This window comes from Nonomuraea sp. NPDC050310 (genome assembly GCF_040655795.1).
Classification (GTDB): domain Bacteria; phylum Actinomycetota; class Actinomycetes; order Streptosporangiales; family Streptosporangiaceae; genus Nonomuraea.
Map to the genome: position 1 here is coordinate 526,650 of NZ_JBFAKP010000003.1, position 19,078 is coordinate 545,727.

Sequence of the window (19,078 nt, forward strand, 5' to 3'; positions counted from 1 at the left end):
GCATCACCTCGTGTAAAAACGTTTTAACAGATGCGCCGAGGCTAGAGCGGCTGACTGGCAGGTGTCAATCGGGGCCGCTATCCTGCCTCCCACTGCTCGATTCCTTAACACGTTTCAAGAGGCCCGATGAAGGACGTCTCCATCAAGGACGTTGCCGCCCGCGCGGGCGTCTCCGCCGGCACGGTCTCCAACGTGCTCAACCGGCCCGGCAAGGTCGCCGAGGAGACCCGGCTGCGCGTGGAACGCGCCGTGCAGGAGCTCGGCTTCGTCCGGCACGGCTCGGCCTCCTCGCTGCGCGCCGGGCGCAGCCGCTCGCTCGGGCTGGCCGTGATCGACATCGCCAACCCGTTCTTCACCGAGGTCGCCGCCGGGGCGGAGGACGTCGCCAGCGCCGAGGGGTACGCGGTGCTGCTGGCCAACTCGGCCGCCGACCCGGCCAAGCAGGAACGCGTGCTGCGCGTGCTGGCCGAACAGCGGGTGGGCGGCGTGCTCATCACCCCGGTCGGCGACGAGCTGCACCAGCTCGACCTGCTGCGCGAACGCGGCATCAACGTCGTGCTCGTCGACCATCCCGCGCACCGGCCCGACCAGTGCGCGGTCGCGGTCAACGACGTCGCCGGCGGCACCCTGGCCGCCACCCACCTGCTCGCCTCCGGCGCCCGCGCGCTCACCTACGTCAGCGGCCCGCTCGGCATCCGGCAGTGCCGCGACCGCCTCGACGGCGCGCGCCGGGCCGGAGCACCGGTGACCGAGCTGATCGTCCCCGCCATGAACGCGCGCGGCGGCGAGCGGGCGGCGGCCGACCTGCTCGCCGCGGGACCGCTGCCCGAGGCGGTCTTCTGCGCCAACGACCTGCTCGCCCTGGGCCTGCTGCGCGGCCTGCTCCAAGCCGGCGTCCGCGTCCCCGAGCAGGTCCGGGTGGTCGGCTACGACGACATCGACCTGGCCGGGGCCTCCGTCGTCGCGCTCACCTCCGTCCGCCAGCCCATCCGCCGCCTCGGGCAGGTCGCCGCCGAGCTCCTGCTCGACGAGTGCGACCACCCCGAGACGCACGCGCACCGGCAGATCATGTTCCAGCCCGAACTCGTCGTCAGGGAGTCGGCCCCATGACCACCTTCGCCGCCGTCGACCTGGGCGCCTCCAGCGGGCGCGTGATCGTCGCCGACGAACGGCTGCGGCCGGTCGAGGTGCGCCGCTTCCCCAACGGCCCGCTGCGGCGGGGCGGAGCGCTCCGCTGGGACCTGCCCCGGCTGCTGGCCGAGATCGAGGCCGGGCTGGCCGCCGCGGGGCCGCTGACCTCGCTGGGCATCGACTCCTGGGCGGTCGACTACGGGCTGCTCGACGCCGCCGGCAGGCTGCTGGCCGACCCGGTGTCCTACCGCGACAGCCGTACCGACGGGGTGCGCGAGCAGGTGGCCGCCGAACTCGGCGACGCCGAGCTCTACGCCCGCTCCGGCCTGCAGTTCCTGCCCTTCAACACGCTCTACCAGCTCCGGGCCGACCCTCTGGTACGGCAGGCCGCGACCATGCTGCTCGTCCCCGACCTGATCGCGCACCACCTGACCGGCGAAAGCGGCGCGGAGGTGACCAACGCCTCCACCACCGGCCTGCTCGACGCCCGCACCCGCCGGTGGTCGGCCGAGCTGATCGGCCGGCTCGGCCTCGACGCCGGGCTCTTCCCTGCGCTCCGGCACCCGGGCGACACCATCGGCACGACCGCCTCGGGCACGCCGGTGGTCGCGGTCGCCTCGCACGACACCGCCTCCGCGGTCGTCGCCGTCCCCGCCGAGGGGCCGCGTTTCGCCTACCTGTCGTGCGGCACGTGGTCGCTGGCCGGGGTCGAGCTGGCGGCGCCGGTGCTGACCGAGGAGAGCCGGCTGGCCGACTTCACCAACGAGGCCGGTCTCGACGGCACCGTCCGCTACCTGCGCAACGTCATGGGCCTGTGGATCCTGCAAGAGTGCCTGCGCGAGTGGGGCGATCCCGAGCTTGGCCCCCTGCTGGCCGCCGCGGCCGAGCTGCCCACCCGGGCGGTCGTCGATCCGGGGCTCTTCCTGGCCCCCGGCGACATGCCCGCGCGCATCGCCGCCGAATGCCGCCGCACCGGGCGGCCCGAGCCGCGCACCCCCGCGGAGACCGTGCGTTGCGTCCTGGCCAGCCTCGCCCTGGCCCACCGCGACGCGCTGCGCGACGCCCAGCGGCTGTCCGGTCAGGAGGTGGACGTGATCCACCTGGTCGGCGGCGGGGCGCGCAACGCGTTGCTGTGCCAGCTCACCGCGGACGCCTGCGGCCTGCCGGTCCTCGCCGGCCCCGCCGAGGCCACCGCGCTGGGCAACCTGCTGGTGCAACTGCGGGCCGCCGGAAAGGTCGGCGGGCTGGCCGAGATGCGCGCGCTGGTCCGCGAGACGCAGGAGATCGTCGCCTACGAACCCCGGAGTTTTTTCCCGCCGGTGTAGAAAAGCGGTCCGGCCCCTTCGTCATGCTGGTGAAACGACACCTCGAAGGAGTCAGCATGAAGTTCATGATGTTCGTCTGCACCGACCTCGCGCCCGACACCGACCAGAGCGCCTACCCCGACATCGAGCAGTGGGTGGGCGAGAACGACAAGCTCGGCCGCCGCCTCGACGGCGACGTCCTGGCCGCCCCCGCCGAGGCCAGGACGGTCCGGGTGCGCGAGGGCAGGCTGCTCGTCTCCGACGGGCCGTTCACCGAGACCCGTGAGGTCATCGTGGGCTACGACATCCTCGAATGCGCCTCGATCGACGAAGCCGTCGAGGTCGCCGCCGCCCACCCGATGGCACGCGGCGGCCGGATCGAGGTACGAGCTTTCGGAACGCTGTAATCCGCGGGCCCCTCCAGGGACTTATGGGTGTGGACCAACCCCAACAACGCTTCACCGAGCTCTACGACCGGCACTACCGCGGCGTCCTCGGCTACGCGCTGCTGCGCGCCGAACGGCAGGCCGCCGAGGACGTGGCGGGCGAGACCTTCCTGATCGCCTGGCGACGGCTGCGCGAGGTCCCCGACCCCGCGCTGCCGTGGCTGCTCGGCGTGGCCCGGAACCTGCTGCGCAAGCAGCGCGACTCCGGGCTGCGCGGGCAGGCCCTCGCCACCCGGCTGGCCGACCTGGCCCCTCCGCCCGAGGACGACGTCGCAGAACGCGTCGCCCAGCGCGAGGCCGCCCTGGCCGCCCTCGCCGAACTCGGCGACCAGGACGTCGAAGCCCTGGTCCTGGCGAGCTGGTACGGGCTGACCCCGGCCGAGGCGGCCCGCGTGGCGGGCTGCTCGGCCAAGGCCTTCGCCGTCCGCCTGCACCGTGCCCGCCGCCGCCTGTCGCACGCGCTCGACCGAGCCGCACTCACCCTGGAGGAACGACGATGACCCCCGACGACCTGATGCTCAGCCTGCGCCCCGACGCCCTCACCGAGGATAGCCACCGGCTGCGCCGCGAGCGTGACCTGGCGGCCGCCTTCGCCGCCCGGCGGCCCCGGTCCCCGCTGCCCGCGCGGCTGCTCAAGGCCGGGCTCGGCCTGGCCGCCGCCGCGGCGGTCGGCGTGCCGTACGTGGTCAGCAGCTCCCCCGCGACCGCTCCCCCATCGGTGGCGAGTCCTGGCGGATCGGCCGGCGTGGCGGCCGTCCCGGCCCCGGCCGAGACCGTCGACGCCCGCTCCTTCCTGCTGGCCGGCGCCGAGACCCTCGCCAAGACGCCCGCGGCCTCGGCCCGTTACTGGTTCTCCAGCACCCGCACCTACGACCCGGTCAAGGGCGGCGGGGTGCTCGCCGTCACCGACGAGGTCTGGAGCAGCCCGCGTGGCGGCCGCCTGGTCACCGGCAAGGACGCCGAATACCTGCCCGCCCGGCCCGGCGCCGCCCTGCCCGAGGAGAAGAGCCTCGACCACGGGCCCATGCTGCTGAAGACCGCGATCGGCGGCGCGCTCGTCAGCGACGCCGACGTCGCCGCCCTGCCCAGCGGCCAGGCGGCCCTCGACCGCTGGCTCCGCGACGCCTACCAGGGCCGGGGCGAGGACCTCCCCGCCGAGGCCGCCGCCGAGGCGCGCGCGGAGACCTACCCCGCCTTCGTCCTGGGCGCCGCTCGCTTCCTGCTCGACTCCCCCGCCACCCCGGCCACGCGTGCCGCCGTTCTGCGCCTGCTCGCCGCCCAGCCCGGCCTCACCATGCAGCAGGGCGTCACCGACCCGGCCGGCCGCTCCGGCGTCCAGATCGGCCTGGCCGGCAGCCCGGTCCAGCTCACCGTCGACCCCACCGGCGCCAAGCTGCTCGCCTTCACCTACACCGGCCCGGACGTCCCCGAGAAGCGCGCCGGCACCTCGGTGCGCGCGGCCCAGGTCAGCGGCCGCAAGGTCGCCATCCTCTCCTCCGGCTGGGTGGACACCCTGGGCGCCCGTCCCTGATCCCCGGGCTGGAGTCCCGCCCGCCAGGCGGATCAGGCTTCCGCGCCGAACTCCCGCAGCAGTTCGCGGTCCGCCGGCTCCAGCCCGAGCCGTACGGCCCGGGCCAGGTCGGCCTCGCCCGCCTCGCGCTCCCCGAGCGCCAGGCGGGCGCAGGCGCGTCCGGCATAGCCCGACCCGGCCATCGGGCTCAGGTCGACGGCCTGGTTGAACACCGCCAGCGCGTCGATCGCCGCCCCGCTCCGCAGCAGGGCGTGACCGAGCTCCATCCGGAGCCCGAGATCCCCTGGCAGCCGCTCCACCGCCCGCTGCAACAGCTCACCGGCCTCCGCAGGCTCGCCCAGCGCCAGCGCGATCCGGCCGAGCTCGGCCAGCATGCGGGCGGCCGAGCGCCGGTCCTCGATCGTCTCGAACTCCGACTTGGCCGCGGTGAAGCTGTCGCGCGCCGACACCAGATCGCCCTCCACCCGGGCGATGGTCCCGCTCAGCGCCATGGCGTGCGCCGCGCGCAACTCGTCGCCGCTGGCGCGGTACTGCTGGGCGGCGGTCTGGGCGAAGCGGCGGGCGGAGTCGAAGTTGCCCTCGCCGAACGCGGCCTCGGCCGCCGACCGGTAGTCGGCCGGCGTGGCCCGCGCGGTGGTCACCTGCCCGCTGTCGGCATGCCGTACGGCTGCCGCCAGCAGATCCTGCCCGAGCTGGTACCAGGTGGCGGAGGCGCGTTGCTCGGCGGTGAGGACGTGCCGCTCGACCAGCGCGTCGGCGACCCCGTTCGGCATGTCGGCGGTGAGCGCGATCCCCCGGTAGGCGGTGCCGCGCGTGCCGTGCTCGGTGATGAAGGTCTGGGCCACCCATCGGCGGATCTCCGGCTCCGACCGCCCGGTCAGCAGCGCGACCTCCCGCACCGCTTCGGTGTAGAACTCCGCCATGACCGCCCTCGCGTCGCCCGGCCCCACCTCGTCACCGCCTTCCACCACCATCACGTCCGGCGGCAGCGTGCGCCAGAGTCTGACACATTCGAGCTGGAGCAGCAGCGGTTCGACCCGGTCGCGGTGGATGGTCACCGACTCCCCGAGCGCGTCCACGTAGGTGCTCGCCAGCATGCGCTCCACCAGCCGCTCGGCGCTGCCCGCGGCGAAGCGCCGGCCGGTGCCGGCCAGCGGCCCGGTCACCGCGGCCACCGCTCCGTCCCGGGTGAGACCTTCCAGTCGCAGGCGGGTGATCGGGTGCCCGCCGGACAGCCGCCACTCGTGGGAGGTCACCACGCCGAGCTGATCGTCGCGGACGGTGAGCAGCAGGTTGACCGGCAGCTCGCGGACCACGCGGCCCAGCTCGGCCAGGAAGTCCTCGCGCTCGGCCAGCCGGGCGGGCATCGCGGTGAAGACCTCCTCGAACTGGTCGATCGCCAGCAGCAGGTCGTCGTCCTCGCCGCCGGCCAGGACGCGCTCCAGGAACTCCACCAGCCCGGTGCCGGGCTCGGGCGCCGGGCCGGGCCGGGCCCAACCGCTCAGCAGCGCGTAGCGGTAGGAGTTGTGCGGGCCGGAGCGGGCCAGCGGCCGGGCGGCCTGGTGGACGACCCGGCCCACCGGCAGGACGCGGACCCCGGGCTCCCGGCTCAGCCGCGGGACGACTCCCGCCCTGAGCAGGGAGGTCTTCCCGACGGCTGACGGTCCGTGCAGGACGACCAGGCGCTCGGCCAGCCACGCCTCGCGGAGCTGGCGGATCTCCAGGTCCCGGCCGAAGAAGACGTCGGCGTCGGCTTCGCCGTACGGGCGGGGACCGAGGTAGGGGCCTAGGGTCACGCGACCTCCAGCGCCGAACGCAGGTGGGCGGTGAAGCTCTCCGGGCTCTCCCAGAGGACCCTGATCCGCTGGTCGGCGCAGTACTGGTCGAAGAAGCGCCGCCGCTCGGGCGAGATGCGCTCGTCGGGGTCGATCTGCACGCTCACGTGCTCACGGCGCTGCCCGTGGCTGAGACCCTTCATCAGGGTGCGGAACAGGACCAGGAAGTTCCAGTCGCTGAGGCTGTAGCCGAGGAAGAGCAGCGGGGACTTGCGCAGCCGGAGCCTGATCGGGCCGGGCAGCATGGCCAGCGGCTGGGCGCGGGCGAGGCTGCGCGGGGAGGCGTCGTCGGCCAGGCGGACCATGAAGTCGATGTAGTCGTCGTCGGTGAGCACCAGCGAGCGCGGCTCGCTGTGGTGGCCGTGCAGATGGAAGACGAGAGGCGAGCTCGGCGTCGGCACGTAGTGCGGGTCGTGGAAGGGGCTGTCCGGCACTTCTTCCGGGTCGTCCGAATACCACGGGCACAACGCCCAGGAGGGGTTCTTGCCACGCTCCTGGCGGAGTGCCAGATACATGAAGTCATCGTAATTCGTGGTCACGTAGAGAGGAAGATCGAGCTGGGCCAGGAGCGAGTGCACCGGATAGTCGCTCTGCGGGTCCGGGGGCTGCACGTTCGCGAACCCCTCTTCCTCGACAAACTCCCTTTTGAGCCGATTCGGGTCACGGTAGGTAATCGTCGCCGCATATTGCATGACCGAGGAAAGACTGGCCGACTCATCCAGCGGGCACTCCACCTTCGCGTGCCACTTGGCGGCGAGCTTTCCCCCGAGCGGCAGGCGTTTCACGCTCACCCCGGCGCCGAGAAAGGGGACGCAGTCGCCGCGACGCAAGTCGCCGATGAGCAACTTCCACGCGTCCGCATGACGATCCGCCTCCCTCATGACCGCAGCAGCCCGATACTTCGAGGTTCCATTAATCACCCTGAGTAGTCAATCTGGCGAGCTCGACACAGCTATAAAAGGCGTCTTATCACGAAAATACGCCGGGCAGCCGCGCCTGGATCGTTTCGATCTTCAGAAACAGGTCCGCAGGGGTATCGTCGGACCATGAGCGAAGCCGGAATCCCCCGCTCCCGCAGGGTGGTCTGGGGCCGAGAGGTTCCCTTTCACAACGTGAATTTCACCGGCCGCGAGCGCGAACTGGCCGAACTTCGCACCCGGCTGGTCGATCACGAGAAGGCTTTGCTCAGCCAGCCCGCCCAGCCCGTGTACGGCATGGGCGGGATCGGCAAGACGGAGATCGCCACGGAGTACGCGCACCGCTTCCGCGACCAGTACGACCTCGTCTGGTGGATCCGCGCCGAGCAGGAGGAGACCATCGTCGACTCGCTCATCGCGCTGGGCAAGCGGATGCGGCTGACCGACTTCACCCCGGCCGAGCGCGACATCTCCACCGACATGGTCCTCGACGCCCTCTACGCCCGCGATCCGTTCCGCGACTGGCTGCTCGTCTTCGACAACGCCCAGACCGCCGCCGACGTCGCCCCCTACCTGCCCCGGGGCGGCGGGCACGTGATCATCACCTCGCGCGACCAGCACTGGCGCAAGGCGCTCAACCTGACCGGCATCGAGGTCGGCGAGTTCGAGACCGGCGAGACCATCGCCTTCCTGCGCAAGCGCGTGCCCGGGATGAGCGAGGAGGACGCCACCCTGCTCGCCGCCGAGCTGGGCAACCTGCCGCTCGCGGTGGACCACGCCGGCGCCTACCTCGTCGAGACCGGGTCGTCGGCCGCCGACTACGTGGCCGCCTTCCGCAAGGGGGCCAGCGAGCTGACCTCGGAAGCGCTCGACATGCCTTACCCGCGCGCGGTGGCGACCACCTGGAGCCTGGCCAGCGCCCGGTTGTCTCCGGAGGCGCGAGCGCTGTTCACCCTGCTGGCGTTCATCTCGCCCGAACCGATCTCGGCGGAGATCCTGGTCCAGCCGACGGTCACCAAGGACCTGCCCTCGCCGCTCGACCAGGCGCTCAGCGGCATGTCCGCCTACCGCCGCGCGGTGCGCGAGCTGACCAGGTTCTCGCTGGTCAAGATGGACGCCGCCCGCAACATCGTGCAGCTCCACCGGGTCGTCCAGGCGATCACCAAGGACCGCCTGGAGCGCGAGGACCCGGCCGCCGCCCGGGAGTCGACCAACCACGCGCACCTCCTGCTGGCCGCCTCCGACCCGAGCTCCCCCGACCGCGAGGACGCCGAGCTGCTGTACCAGCGCTCGCGCCAGCACCTGGTGCCCAGCGGCGCGCTCACCTCCGCGATGCCGCAGCTCCGCCGCCTGATCATCAACCAGGTCCAGGCCCTGCACGCGCACGGCGGTTACAAGGAGAGCCTGCGCCTGGGCGAGCCGACCCTGGAGGTCTGGACCGAGCGGTTCGGCCCCGACGACCGCCAGACGCTGGCGCTCGCCCTGCAGGTGGCAATCGCCCGGCGCAAGGACGGCGACTGGCCCGGAGCCCACAGCCTCACCGCCGACACCCTCGCCCGGCTGCGCCGCGTGTACGGCGAGACCGACCCGATCACGCTCAACTGCGCGCACGCCTACAGCGTCGTGCTGCGCATGCTCGGCCGCTACCAGGAGGCGCTCGACCTCGACCAGAGCCTCCTTGCCCCCTACACCCGCGAGTTCGGCCACGAGGACCAGAGCGTCCTATGGCTGCGCAACAACATCGCGATCAACCTGCGCTGCCTGGGCCGCTTCGAGGAGGCGCTGCAACAGGACCAGGAGAACCTCGCCGAGCGGCTGCGGACGATCGGCCCGGAGGCCAAGGCCACCCTGATCTCCAAGTTCGGCATCGCCCGCGATCTTCGCCGCCTCGGCCGCTACGAGGAGGCCCTCGACCTCATCACCGAGGTCAACGACATCATGGAGAGCAAGCACGAGCCGTGGAACCTCTTCCGGCTCCTGTCCGCGCTCGACCTGTCGGTGGCGTTGCGCCGGATGGGGTACTACCCCGACGCCTTCCAGCAGGCGACGATGGCGCTGCGGCGGCACCGCAGCCTGTTCGGGCCGCTGCACCGGCAGACGCTCCAGGCGGCGACCAACACGATCAACGACTACCGCTGCGTGGAGGACCTGGCCGAAGCGCAGAAGCTCGGCGAGGAGACGCTCGCCGGGTGGGAGCGGATCGCCGGGCGCGACCACCCCAACACGTGGGGGACCTGCGTCAACCTCGCCGTGGTGGTGCGCCTGCGCGGCAATCCCGTCCGGGCCTCCGAGCTGGACCGGCGCGCCCGCGAGGGGCTGATCGGCATGCTCGGCCCGGAGCATCCGAGTTCGTTGCTGGCGGGCACCAACCTGGCCAGCGACCTGGCCGTCATGGGGCAGAGCGCGGAGGCGCGCGAGCTGGGCGAGGAGATCCTCGAACTCAGCCGCAGGTCGCGCGGGGCCGAGCACTGGATGACCCTGGCGATCATGGCCAACCTCTCCCTGGACCGGCGCGCCGACCGCGACGAGCGGGGGGCGGCCGAGCTGCGGGCCGAGACGCTGGCGGCCTACCAGGGCTCGCTGTTGCCCGACCATCCCGACGTCCGGCTGTTCCAGCAGCACAATCGCATCAACGTGGACATCGAGCCGATGAGCGACTGATCGGGGTCACTCCTGGGTCAGGCGCCAGCGTTCGTGGTGGGCGTGGCGCAGGGTCTCGGCTTGCCGTACGGACTCGGGGGGCAGGGGCTCGGCCAGCCAGGGGCGGATGCGGCGGGCGATGCCCCGGGCGAACTGTTCGCCGGCCGGGGTGAGGCCGGGCCCCTCGGCCAGGGCCTCGGCGGTGGCGTGGGTGGCCTCGCGCCAGCGGGCGTACTCGGTCTCGGCCTCCTGCCGGCGGCCGGGCGGGGGGCCGGTGCGCACGATCCGGCGCCAGAACGCGGTGACGGCCAGGAAGGCGTAGCAGCCCTGGAGCACGCCGGCGACGGGGCGGGGGTCGGCGCGCCACGGCACGTACCGGCGGGAGGTGTCGGCCGGGCTGGTCAGCGGGGCCAGGTCGTCCACGGCGCCGAGCACGAGGTGCTGGAACTCGTGCAGGAGGGCTTCGGCCAGCCGTACCGGGTCGGGTGGGACGTAGAGGGCGACGGTGCCCCAGGCCCAGCCGGAGCTCGCACCCGCTCCCGGTTCGCGCAGGGGCACGAGGGTGCGGACGCCGGCGGCCAGGGCGGCGGCGGCCCTGCGGTCGAGGCGGACGAGGAGGTGCCAGGCTTCGGCGAGTCTCGCCCGGAGGGTCTCCAGCTCCGCGGGGCCGGGCGTGAGGCGGTCGCCGAAGACGGCGAAGCGGGGGTCGAGGGCGTCGACGGCGAGGCGGAGTTCGAGGCCGTCGCCGGCCAGGGTCAGGCGGGGCACGGGGGTCCAGCGGCCGTCGGCCCACCGGCCCACGCCGGGCAGGAGCAGGGGGTCTCCGGGGAGGTCGCAGGGGCGGTGCGCGCGGATCGCGGCCACCGCGGCGACCGCGTTCAGGTAGCCGGGGTCGGGGGTCTCGCCCCGGCGTAATCGGGCCAGGCCCTCGACCGCCCAGAGGCCTAGTTGCGGGAGGTCCAGCAGCTTGGCAACCAGGCGGGGTTCGGTGTGTTCCACCTCGGCCAGGAGGGTGAAGGCGGGCTCGGCCGCCGGGCAGCCCCGGCGGACGGCCTCCAGCAGCAGGCGTTGTTTGCTGCGCTGGGCTTGGGTGAGCTTGCGTACGGTCGCCACGGAGGGGCGGCCGGTGGCGAGCTCGGTCACCTCGGTCTCGTCGAGCCGGTGGATCACCGGCCGCCGGGCGGGGCGAAGTCGGCTTCCTGGGGGCGGTCACGGGGCGGGGTGGGGTCGGCTTGCCAGAGGCGGTCGCCGGTGTCGCAGCGGCCGACCAGCCGGTCCACCGCTCGGGCCACGACGTCGTCGTCCAGCTCGGCGAGCTCGGACAGGGACATCCGGGTGAGATCGACCAGCCCCTCGCCGGGATCAAGACTCGCAGCCGCCATCCAGGCCCTCCTAGAACCCCGTTAACCGGGATGATACGCCGCCCACTCGCCCCGAAGATACGCCCGCCCGGTGATCCGGTACGGCTACCGCCCCCAGAGCTCCCGCACCCCGCCGAGCGCATCGGGACGGACCTGAGGCTCGACGTCCCAGATCATGGTGGCCCGCTCCTCCACGGTGTAGCGCGGCCACGAACGCCCCGGGTCGAGGTCGCGGATGAACGACACCCAGGCCCCGTGCATGGCATCGGCCAGCGCCTGCGGCGGATTGCCCCCCGCGACCGCCGCCACACCGGGCGCGCCGAGCAGGTCGAAGGCGAACGGCAGGTCCAGGCAGTGCAACGCCAGGTCCCCCGGCAGGAACCCGCCCGCCTCCCCCGAGCTCCAGTCGAACTCGTACAGCCAGGTCGGCAACCCCTGCTCGGCCCGCCCGTCGGCGAGGTCCACGCCGAAGGACCGGAACAGCCCGTCGGTCAGCGCCTGCCCCAGCAGCCGCCCCGGCCCGTAGTGCGCGGCGAAGGCCTCGGCCCGCTCGCCGACCAGCCCGAACCCGGCCAGGACGGGCAACGCGTGCTCGTCCGGCATCGGGATCATGCTGAACTCGTCCCTGGTGAAGCCGAGCACCAGCGGGACTCGCCCGGCCGCCCCGGACCGCAGGGCGTCACGGACCGGGACCGGCACGACCTGCCCGTCGGCGAACGGCGCGACGGTCAGCGGGAGGACGTTGTCGGGTCCGGGCGCGGTCAGCTTGTCCTGCAGCGCGAGCAGTTCGTCGTCGGTCAGGCCGCGCAGTGCCTCGACGGTGGCGGGCACGCCGGTGCGCCTGGTGAACAGCTCGGCCACCCGCAGCCCGGCGGCGCGGTCCTGCTCGTGCATGACCGCGCCGGAGACCGAGATCGCCGCCCGGAACAACCCCTGCGCGGCGGGCGTGGCCAGCAGGGTGAGCACCGCGCCGCCACCGGCGGACTGCCCGGCGATGGTGACCTGCGCGGGGTCGCCGCCGAAGGCGGCGATGTTGTCGCGCACCCACTCCAGGGCCGCGACCCAGTCGAGCACGCCCCGGTTGTCCGGCGCGCCCTCCAGGTGCAGGAAGCCCTCGACGCCCAGCCGGTAGCCGACCGAGACCAGCACGACGCCGTCCCGGTTGAACGACGCGCCGTCGTACCACGGGCTCGCGGCCGAGCCGCCGACGAAGCCGCCGCCGTGGATCCACACCAGGACCGGGCGCTTGCCGGTGACGTCCGGGGTGAAGACGTTGAGGTTGAGGATGCCTTCGCCCGGGATGCTGGGCTCGGGGATGATCGTCATCTCCGACAGCGGCTTGCGCTGGGCGGTCGGACCGTACTCGTACGCCTCCAGCGGCTCCTGCCAGGGCTCCGGCGGCTGGGGAGCCGCGAAGCGGAGCTCACCCACCGGGGGCTTCGCGTAGGGGATGCCGAGGAAGCGCGCGCCCTGGGTGGTCTTCATCCCTTTGACCAGGCCGGAGGCGGTGGGGACCACGACTGCGTCATCGTTGCTCATACGTATAACCATAGCGCTTTAGAGCATAATTCTGCTCGCTCTGGAGAGTCATCTCGGCGGCAACGCGCAGGCCGGCGTCCCGCCCGGCAGCCGATGCCGGTTCCGCGCCACCAGCCGGTACACGGCGTGCGCCACCCACCGCAGCGGCGGCACCCGCAGCGCCCAGCCCGCCAGGCTCCACGGCAGCCCGGCGTCGATCAGCAGCTTCGCCACCGCCTGGGCTCCGCCGTACACCCTTGGGCCGTCGATCCACAGCAGCTCGTAGGTGGCCCGCTCGGCGGTGACGCCCAGCTCACCCAGGTCGGCGAACTGCCAGGCGGTGATCCGCGCCGAGGTCCGCAACCGCCGCTCGACGAAGCGGACACAGGTGGCACAGAAGCCGCAATCACCGTCGAACACCAGCACAGGGGCCATGTACCGGAGTCTACGCAGACTCCTCCCAGGGCCGCCCGGCAGGTTCGTCAGGCTCGGTCCTTGAGACGGAGTGCTTCCTTGCGGGCCTCGGCCTGGATGGTCCGCTCGCGCTCCAGCCACTCCGGGTTCTCCGCCTTGAGCGCGTCGATCTCGGCGGTGGTGAGCGGCTCGGTGATGCCCGCCCGGGCCAGGCCGGAGATGGAGACCCCGAGCTTGGCGGCCACGACCTGCCGGGGGTGGGGGCCGTTGCGGCGCAGGTCGGTGAGCCAGGCGGGCGGGGTGGCCTGCATGGCGTTGAGCTCGTCCCGGGAGACCACGCCCTCCTGGAACTCGGCCGGCGTGGCCGACAGGAGGACACCCAGCTTCTTGGCCGCGGTCGCGGGCTTCATCGTCTGGGTCGTCTTGGGCTTGAGCGAGGTCATGGGTCAAGGGTAATCAGTCGGAGGCGGTCCCCTTGACATCGATACCCTGGTGAGGTGACTGATGGGGAGAGCGGCAGGACGTTCCGGCTGGCGTACGTGCCCGGCGTGACGCCGGCCAAATGGGTGAACGTCTGGACGGAGCGGCTGCCCGACGTGCCGCTCACGCTGGTCGCGGCCACCGTCGGCGAGGTGGCCGACCTGCTGCGGAACGGCGGGGCCGACGCGGGGTTCGTCCGGTTGCCGGTGGACCGGGAGGGGCTCAGCGTGATCCCCCTGTACGTCGAGACCACGGTGGTCGTCGTGCCCAAGGACCACGCGGTGGCCGCGGCCGACGAGGTGGAGGTCGCCGACCTGGCCGACGACGACGTCTTCCACCCGCTGGACGACACCATCGAGTGGCCGTCCCGTCCGGGCCAGCCCGCCTTCACCCGGCCCGAGACCACGGCCGAGGCGGTCGAGCTGGTGGCGTCCGGGGCTGGGCTGCTGCTGGTGCCGCAGTCGCTGGCCCGGCTGTACCACCGGCGCGACCTCACCTACCGGCCGGTCCTGGACTGCCCGCAGTCGCAGGTCGCGCTCGCCTGGCCGGCCGAGGCGACGACCGACCTGGTGGAGGACTTCATCGGGATCGTCCGCGGCCGTACGGCCAACAGCTCGCGCGGCCGTACCCCGCCGGCCGCCGCCGGGAAGAAGCCGGCTCAGCGCAAGCCCGCGCCCAACCGCCGGTCCGTGCCGCCCGGCCGACAGAGCAACCAGGGCAAGAAGAAGGGCCCCCGACCCCGCTAACCCAGCGATCGCGCCCTACTCGCCGGAGCCGCCGCCCGTTGCGCTTCGCCGTACCCTGTCTCCTGCCCGTACGGCGGAGCCAGCGCGGCGATCTCCGCAGCGAGCACGTCGGGCGCGTCGAGCTGGACGAAGGTCCGCGCACCGGGCACCTCGACCAGCGTGGCGTCACGGAAGGCCGCCCGCAGCCGCCGGCCGAGCGCGGGCTTGAACGCCGGGTCGGCCATCCCCCAGACGATCTTCACCGGCCCGGCGAACTCCTTGAGCCGGGTGGACACGTCGAGCAGTTCCTTCGGATCGATGGCCCGCAGGAAGCGGGTGGCGTCGCGCCGGATCTCCCGGCTGCTCAGGCTCGGCTCCATCCAGCTCCTGCTCTGGACCGGGTCCAGCTTGTTGGCGAGCAGCCCCAGGCCGAGCGGCGAGTGCCGGAAGAGGCGCCAGCGCATGGGCTGCAGGTTGAACCACATCCGGCCTTCCCCGCCGAGCAGCCGGAAGATCACGTTGAACGGGAAGGGCGGGAAGGTGTCGAACGCGTCGCAGTTGGTGAGCACGACCCGCCCGATCCGCCGGGCGTCGAGGTCGAGCACGTACTGGCAGAGCGCTCCCCCGGTGTCGTTGCCGACGAGGGTGACGTCGTGCAGGTCGAGCGCCTCCAGAAAGGCGAGGATCTGGCCCGCCACGCCGCGCGGCGACTGGTCGGCGTCGTTCTTGAGCGGGGTGCGGTGGGCCCCGAGGGGCCAGTCGGGGGCGTAGGAGCGGATCCCCTGCTCGGCCAGCCGTTCGGCGACGGCGGACCAGACCGAGCCGTCCACCAAGAACGCGTGCACGAACACCACCGGCGGCGCGGCCACCTCACCTTTTTCCGGCGCGTTCTCCGGCCCGGCGATTCGGTAACTGACAGGTCCTTGCGGAAGCTCGATGATCGGCATGCGAGAATCCTCAGAAAGATACAACCTGCATGTAACTTACGGACAGACTGTATGCAAATATCCCGCCGCACGCAAGCGGACCGCACCGCCGCCACCCGCACCGCCCTCATCGCCGCAGGCCGGAGGCTCTTCGCCGAGCACGGATTCGCCGGCGTCGGCACCGAGGCCATCGTCCGCGACGCCGCCGTCAGCCGTGGCGCGCTCTACCACCACTTCGGCGACAAGACCGAACTCTTCGCCGCCGTCCTCGCGGACGTGGAAGGCGAGGTCACCACCCAGCTCGCCGCCGCCGTCGACGCCGAGGCCGACTTCGTCACGCTGATGATGGCCAGCCTCCGGGCTTGGCTCGACGCCTGCCAGCGTCCCGAGGTGCGGCGCATCGTCCTGATCGACGGCCCCTCCGTGCTGGGCTGGGCCCGCTGGCGCGACATCTGCCAGCCGCACATCCTCGGCCTCATCGAGCACGTCCTCGCCCAGGGCATGCGCGACGGAACCCTCTCCCCGCTCCCCGCCCGGCCCCTGGCCCACCTCCTCCTCGCCGTCGCCGACGAGGCCGCCCTCTACATCAGCGCCGCCCCCGACCCGACCGCCGCCCGCCAGGACATGGAAACCACCATCCGCCCCCTCGTCGAGGCCCTGATCCACCACTGACACGCCAAAGGCGACCTCCCACCCAGGGAGATCGCCTTTCCACCGTTCACAGGTCAGCCCTGCGCCGACTCCCACAACCCCATGATGTTGCCCTCCGAGTCGGTGAAGTAGCCGGCGAAGCCCATGTCCCCGACCGCCATCTTGGGCGAGACGACCTGGCCGCCGAGTGACTCGACCTTCTCCAGCGCCTCATCGACGCTCGACACGTCGATCACGATCACCGGCGTCTTGAACTTGCCCCCCTCGCCGCTCCGATCGAACATCCCGCCGTTGATCCCCCCGGCCTCGGTCGGCATGCCCTGCTCGTCGATGGGCGTGGTCATGACCATGGTGTAGTCCATCTCGGGCACCGGCTGAAGCTGCCACCCGAAGGCCTCCCGATAGAACGCACTGGCCCGGTCGACGTTGTCAGCAGGAATCTCGAAGTGCACGACTCTTCCGCTCATGCGGTGATGGTATCGCTACGTTCCGTGATTTCCCGGGAGCTCCACGCCCTCGTCTGCACCGCAGAAGAGCTTCCACAGGTGGCAGGTGATCGCGACGAGCAGCACCACACCCGCCTGGAACCGTATTCGACCAGCGCTCGGACTCTCGGCCGGGAACTCCTCACTCACCGCTTGAGGTCTCTCCATCGCTTGAGAAGAGCGGTGACCTTGTCGTGATCACTGGCCACCCCACCAACGCCGAACCCTGTTGTCCGAGATCCTCTAGCCCCGGAAACGCCCCTCGCGACGTAGCGCCCTCAGCCCACGGTCCTTGCACCAACCGCCATCCAAGGTCAATCCGATTCCCGGCTGGATAACCCATCATCCCTGAAGCTCGTGCACGAACCTGTTGCTCTTCCATCTGTACGGCAAGCGACTCAAGCCACACGGACCACCCTTGGAGCTTGCAGGAGCCCGACAGGGTGACCGTTCCACCCCTGTTCACCGGCTTCAGAAAACGACCGCTTGGCCCCTACCTGGCCTTCGGAAGCTTCCAAATGAGAACGGCCCACTTGGCCTTGTCCGGCACCTCCACCGTGACCTCACGAAGAGCAACCGTGTCAGGGGATGCGCTGATCCGTATACCGCGGGGTCCCTTTGAAGAGCACCGATGAGGAACCTGAGACCCTCCAATGCGGACGATCATCGTTCCAGTCACCCCGACGCAATCAAGTTGGACCCAAAACGATGTCCCCATCCTGAGTCTTTTCGTCCAGCCCTGGCTTATGCCTTGATCGTCGATGTGATGAAGCAGCACCTTGCCCTTGACCCCCTGCGTGAGATCCGCAAGAGCCCGTGTGCTCGGAGGTAAATCGAAAACACTTTGACGCCGCTCCACGACCCCACCCAATGGCACACAACCCGCCAGAGGCAAGACGATGGCGATGGCTGCAGCGACTTTACGCACCTGGCACCTTCCGAAGATCAAGACCAGCAGCCTATGAGTGTGGGGACTCCCGCACCACCCCCGCGGGCACGTTCCGACAAGGGCCTCGGTGCACCGGAGACCGTCAAGTCGCATTGATTCTGAGAGCTGCCCGGTCCCATGACGACAGCCGACGTCCAGTTCATCCCCGTGCCGGATCTGGGACGCCAACGAAGAGCCCTCGACGGCACTCCGGGGACACCCTGTCGCAGCTCGCCGCGCCGCCATAAAGCGCTATTGCCGGATACCGCCCTAGGGCGGCGGGGGTCGGCACGGTCTTGTCCCTTGCCGGCGATTCCGAAAGGATCACACGCACCATGAGAGATGAGATCACCCGCAGCTTGACCGATACCTACGGCGCTGCCTACCTTTTGGCCTTCGCAGCGATTGGCTGGGTCGTGCTGGCTGCGCTGATCCAGCATGCGAGCAAGAACACGAAGGAGTCCAAACCGGTCAGCACCCTTGGCGCGATGGCCGTTGCCGGTGTCGCCGTCGGCGTTGTCCTGCTCTTCATGGCCGCCAACGCCACGAGCTGAGCTGCGTGGGAAGCCGGCCAGAAACCCACCAGCCCCGTGCGAGCCGATGACGCGAAAGCCCAGTAGCAGTCAAGCTACTGGGCTTCGATGCGCTGGTGGACGGTACTGGGTTCGAACCAGTGACCCTCCGCTTGTAAGGCGGATGCTCTACCGCTGAGCTAACCGTCCCCTGATCGGCACTACACCTTACGACACGACAGGCCCCGATCGCACATCCAAACTCCAGCCCTCGCCGATGGCGGGATGGCCGGCGGCGCGCCAGCCGAGGAGGGCGGCGCCGAGCATGCCGGCGTCGACGCCGAGGGCGGCCGGGACGAGGGGCGGGGCGTCGCGGAAGGCGAGGCGCTTGACGAGGCGGGTACGGACCGGGTCGAAGAGGGCCGGGCCGGCCTCGGCCAGGCCACCGCCGAGGACGATGACCGAGGGGTCGAGGAGGAGGGTGTAGGTGGCCAGGGCGAGGGAGAGGGCCTCGACGGCCTCGTCCCAGACCTCGATGGCCAGGGGGTCGTCCGAGGCGACGACCTGCTCGGCGCGGACGTCGGGGAGGCCGGAGCGCTGGGAGTAGCGGCGGCCGACGGCAGAGGCGGAGGCGTACTGCTCCAGGCAGCCGAACTGCCCGCAGGCGCACTGCTCGCCGTCGGGGAAGACGGGGATGTGGCCGATCTCGCCGCCCCAGCCGGAGGCTCCGCCGTACGGTGCCCCGCGAAGGATCATGGCGCCGGCGATGCCGGTGCCGATGGGGAGGAAGAGGAAGTCGGAGACGCCACGTCCGGCGCCCAGGACGCTCTCGGCGAGGCCGCCGGTCTGGACGTCGTGGCCGAGGATGACCGGCAGGTCGAGCGCGGTGAAGGCGGTGGCGGGGACGTCGCGCCAGCCGATGTTGGCCGAGTAGTGGGCGGTGCCGGGCGAGACGAGTCCGGGTACGGCGACGCCGACGCCGGAGGGGGTGCCGTCGCCGGAGGCGGCGAGGTCGCTCACGAAGGTGCGGATCGCTTCGACGGCCGCGTGGCCGCCCTCGCCCCGGGGGGTGGGCCGGCGCTCGGTCAGCAACACGACGCCGGTCTCGTCGACCAGGCCGCCCTTCATGGACGTACCACCGACATCGAGGGCGACAACGAACGAACTCACGTGCTCTCCTTCAGGCGCGCGAGGGACCCAGGCAGGAGTCCGCTCACGACACCAGAAGATAGCGCATGTCACGAAATGGGGCTGAGCACCCGTTTCCCCAGGGT

Annotated in this window: 19 protein-coding genes and 1 tRNA gene; 9 read left to right on the forward strand and 11 right to left on the reverse strand. The window is 71.6% G+C overall.

Annotation, left to right across the window (positions count from 1 at the left end; genetic code table 11):
- Window positions 1–126 precede the first annotated feature (126 nt).
- From AB0I67_RS12100 to AB0I67_RS12120, 5 genes are read left to right on the forward strand one after another with little or no spacing between them, the layout of a single operon-like run.
- Window positions 127–1,110, forward strand: coding sequence for a LacI family DNA-binding transcriptional regulator (locus AB0I67_RS12100; protein WP_357921703.1), 984 nt, complete (start codon window positions 127–129; stop codon window positions 1,108–1,110).
- On the forward strand, window positions 1,107–2,456 hold the full coding sequence (locus tag AB0I67_RS12105) for a rhamnulokinase family protein (protein ID WP_357921704.1): 1,350 nt from the start codon (window positions 1,107–1,109) through the stop codon (window positions 2,454–2,456). Before AB0I67_RS12100 ends, AB0I67_RS12105 begins: the two co-directional genes overlap by 4 nt.
- A 56-nt stretch (window positions 2,457–2,512) precedes the next feature.
- Window positions 2,513–2,842, forward strand: coding sequence for a YciI family protein (locus AB0I67_RS12110; protein WP_357921707.1), 330 nt, complete (start codon window positions 2,513–2,515; stop codon window positions 2,840–2,842).
- A 29-nt stretch (window positions 2,843–2,871) separates the two neighbouring features.
- Window positions 2,872–3,381 carry a sigma-70 family RNA polymerase sigma factor gene (locus tag AB0I67_RS12115; RefSeq protein ID WP_357921710.1) on the forward strand — a complete coding sequence of 170 codons (510 nt, stop codon included), beginning with the start codon at window positions 2,872–2,874 and terminating at the stop codon, window positions 3,379–3,381.
- Complete coding sequence (locus tag AB0I67_RS12120) at window positions 3,378–4,412, forward strand: hypothetical protein (protein ID WP_357921713.1); 1,035 nt, start codon at window positions 3,378–3,380, stop codon at window positions 4,410–4,412. The genes AB0I67_RS12115 and AB0I67_RS12120 overlap by 4 nt, the downstream gene beginning before the upstream one ends.
- Before the next feature lie 32 nt (window positions 4,413–4,444).
- Here the strand turns inward: AB0I67_RS12120 and AB0I67_RS12125 are convergent, their stop codons facing one another.
- On the reverse strand, window positions 4,445–6,208 hold the full coding sequence (locus AB0I67_RS12125; RefSeq protein ID WP_357921716.1) for a hypothetical protein: 1,764 nt from the start codon (window positions 6,206–6,208) through the stop codon (window positions 4,445–4,447).
- Window positions 6,205–7,128, reverse strand: a complete 924-nt coding sequence (locus AB0I67_RS12130; protein WP_357921719.1) for an SIR2 family protein — start codon at window positions 7,126–7,128, stop codon at window positions 6,205–6,207. The genes AB0I67_RS12125 and AB0I67_RS12130 overlap by 4 nt, the downstream gene beginning before the upstream one ends.
- Window positions 7,129–7,293: 165 nt before the next feature.
- On the opposite strand from AB0I67_RS12130, the gene fxsT reads away from it, so the two are divergent.
- Window positions 7,294–9,825, forward strand: a complete 2,532-nt coding sequence (gene fxsT / locus AB0I67_RS12135) for an FxSxx-COOH system tetratricopeptide repeat protein (protein ID WP_357921722.1) — start codon at window positions 7,294–7,296, stop codon at window positions 9,823–9,825.
- A 6-nt stretch (window positions 9,826–9,831) separates the two neighbouring features.
- Here the strand turns inward: fxsT and AB0I67_RS12140 are convergent, their stop codons facing one another.
- From AB0I67_RS12140 to AB0I67_RS12160, 5 genes are all read right to left on the reverse strand, one after another.
- The gene (locus AB0I67_RS12140; protein ID WP_357921724.1) at window positions 9,832–10,947 is read right to left on the reverse strand and encodes an HEXXH motif-containing putative peptide modification protein; all 1,116 of its coding nucleotides are present in this window, start codon (window positions 10,945–10,947) and stop codon (window positions 9,832–9,834) included.
- 23 nt (window positions 10,948–10,970) lie between these two features.
- Window positions 10,971–11,186 (reverse strand): hypothetical protein, encoded by a 216-nt coding sequence (locus AB0I67_RS12145; protein ID WP_357921727.1) that lies wholly within the window; start codon window positions 11,184–11,186, stop codon window positions 10,971–10,973.
- A gap of 84 nt (window positions 11,187–11,270) precedes the next feature.
- On the reverse strand, window positions 11,271–12,704 hold the full coding sequence (locus tag AB0I67_RS12150) for a carboxylesterase family protein (RefSeq protein ID WP_357921730.1): 1,434 nt from the start codon (window positions 12,702–12,704) through the stop codon (window positions 11,271–11,273).
- A 48-nt stretch (window positions 12,705–12,752) separates the two neighbouring features.
- Complete coding sequence (locus tag AB0I67_RS12155; RefSeq protein ID WP_357921733.1) at window positions 12,753–13,118, reverse strand: DUF393 domain-containing protein; 366 nt, start codon at window positions 13,116–13,118, stop codon at window positions 12,753–12,755.
- A 47-nt stretch (window positions 13,119–13,165) separates the two neighbouring features.
- Entirely contained in the window at window positions 13,166–13,540 is a 375-nt protein-coding gene (locus AB0I67_RS12160; RefSeq protein WP_357921736.1) for a DUF5997 family protein, read from the reverse strand.
- Window positions 13,541–13,594: 54 nt separating this feature from the next.
- Here AB0I67_RS12160 and AB0I67_RS12165 point away from each other — a divergent pair, with 54 nt between their 5' ends.
- Window positions 13,595–14,323 (forward strand): LysR family substrate-binding domain-containing protein, encoded by a 729-nt coding sequence (locus AB0I67_RS12165; protein ID WP_357921739.1) that lies wholly within the window; start codon window positions 13,595–13,597, stop codon window positions 14,321–14,323.
- On the opposite strand, the gene AB0I67_RS12170 is transcribed toward AB0I67_RS12165, so the two are convergent.
- Window positions 14,320–15,249 (reverse strand): alpha/beta hydrolase, encoded by a 930-nt coding sequence (locus AB0I67_RS12170; protein WP_357921742.1) that lies wholly within the window; start codon window positions 15,247–15,249, stop codon window positions 14,320–14,322. The two genes, AB0I67_RS12165 and AB0I67_RS12170, sit on opposite strands and share 4 nt — an antisense overlap.
- A 51-nt stretch (window positions 15,250–15,300) precedes the next feature.
- Between AB0I67_RS12170 and AB0I67_RS12175 the strand changes: the two genes are divergently transcribed.
- On the forward strand, window positions 15,301–15,900 hold the full coding sequence (locus AB0I67_RS12175; protein WP_357921745.1) for a TetR/AcrR family transcriptional regulator: 600 nt from the start codon (window positions 15,301–15,303) through the stop codon (window positions 15,898–15,900).
- Between the two features lie 53 nt (window positions 15,901–15,953).
- On the opposite strand, the gene AB0I67_RS12180 is transcribed toward AB0I67_RS12175, so the two are convergent.
- The gene (locus AB0I67_RS12180) at window positions 15,954–16,346 is read right to left on the reverse strand and encodes a VOC family protein (RefSeq protein ID WP_357921748.1); all 393 of its coding nucleotides are present in this window, start codon (window positions 16,344–16,346) and stop codon (window positions 15,954–15,956) included.
- 1,281 nt (window positions 16,347–17,627) lie between these two features.
- Between AB0I67_RS12180 and AB0I67_RS12185 the strand changes: the two genes are divergently transcribed.
- The gene (locus tag AB0I67_RS12185) at window positions 17,628–17,846 is read left to right on the forward strand and encodes a hypothetical protein (RefSeq protein WP_357921751.1); all 219 of its coding nucleotides are present in this window, start codon (window positions 17,628–17,630) and stop codon (window positions 17,844–17,846) included.
- 93 nt (window positions 17,847–17,939) lie between these two features.
- On the opposite strand, the gene AB0I67_RS12190 is transcribed toward AB0I67_RS12185, so the two are convergent.
- Both AB0I67_RS12190 and AB0I67_RS12195 read right to left on the reverse strand, forming a co-directional pair.
- A tRNA-Val gene (locus tag AB0I67_RS12190) sits at window positions 17,940–18,014 on the reverse strand.
- 18 nt (window positions 18,015–18,032) lie between these two features.
- Window positions 18,033–18,974 (reverse strand): ROK family protein, encoded by a 942-nt coding sequence (locus tag AB0I67_RS12195; RefSeq protein ID WP_357921754.1) that lies wholly within the window; start codon window positions 18,972–18,974, stop codon window positions 18,033–18,035.
- Window positions 18,975–19,078 lie beyond the last annotated feature (104 nt).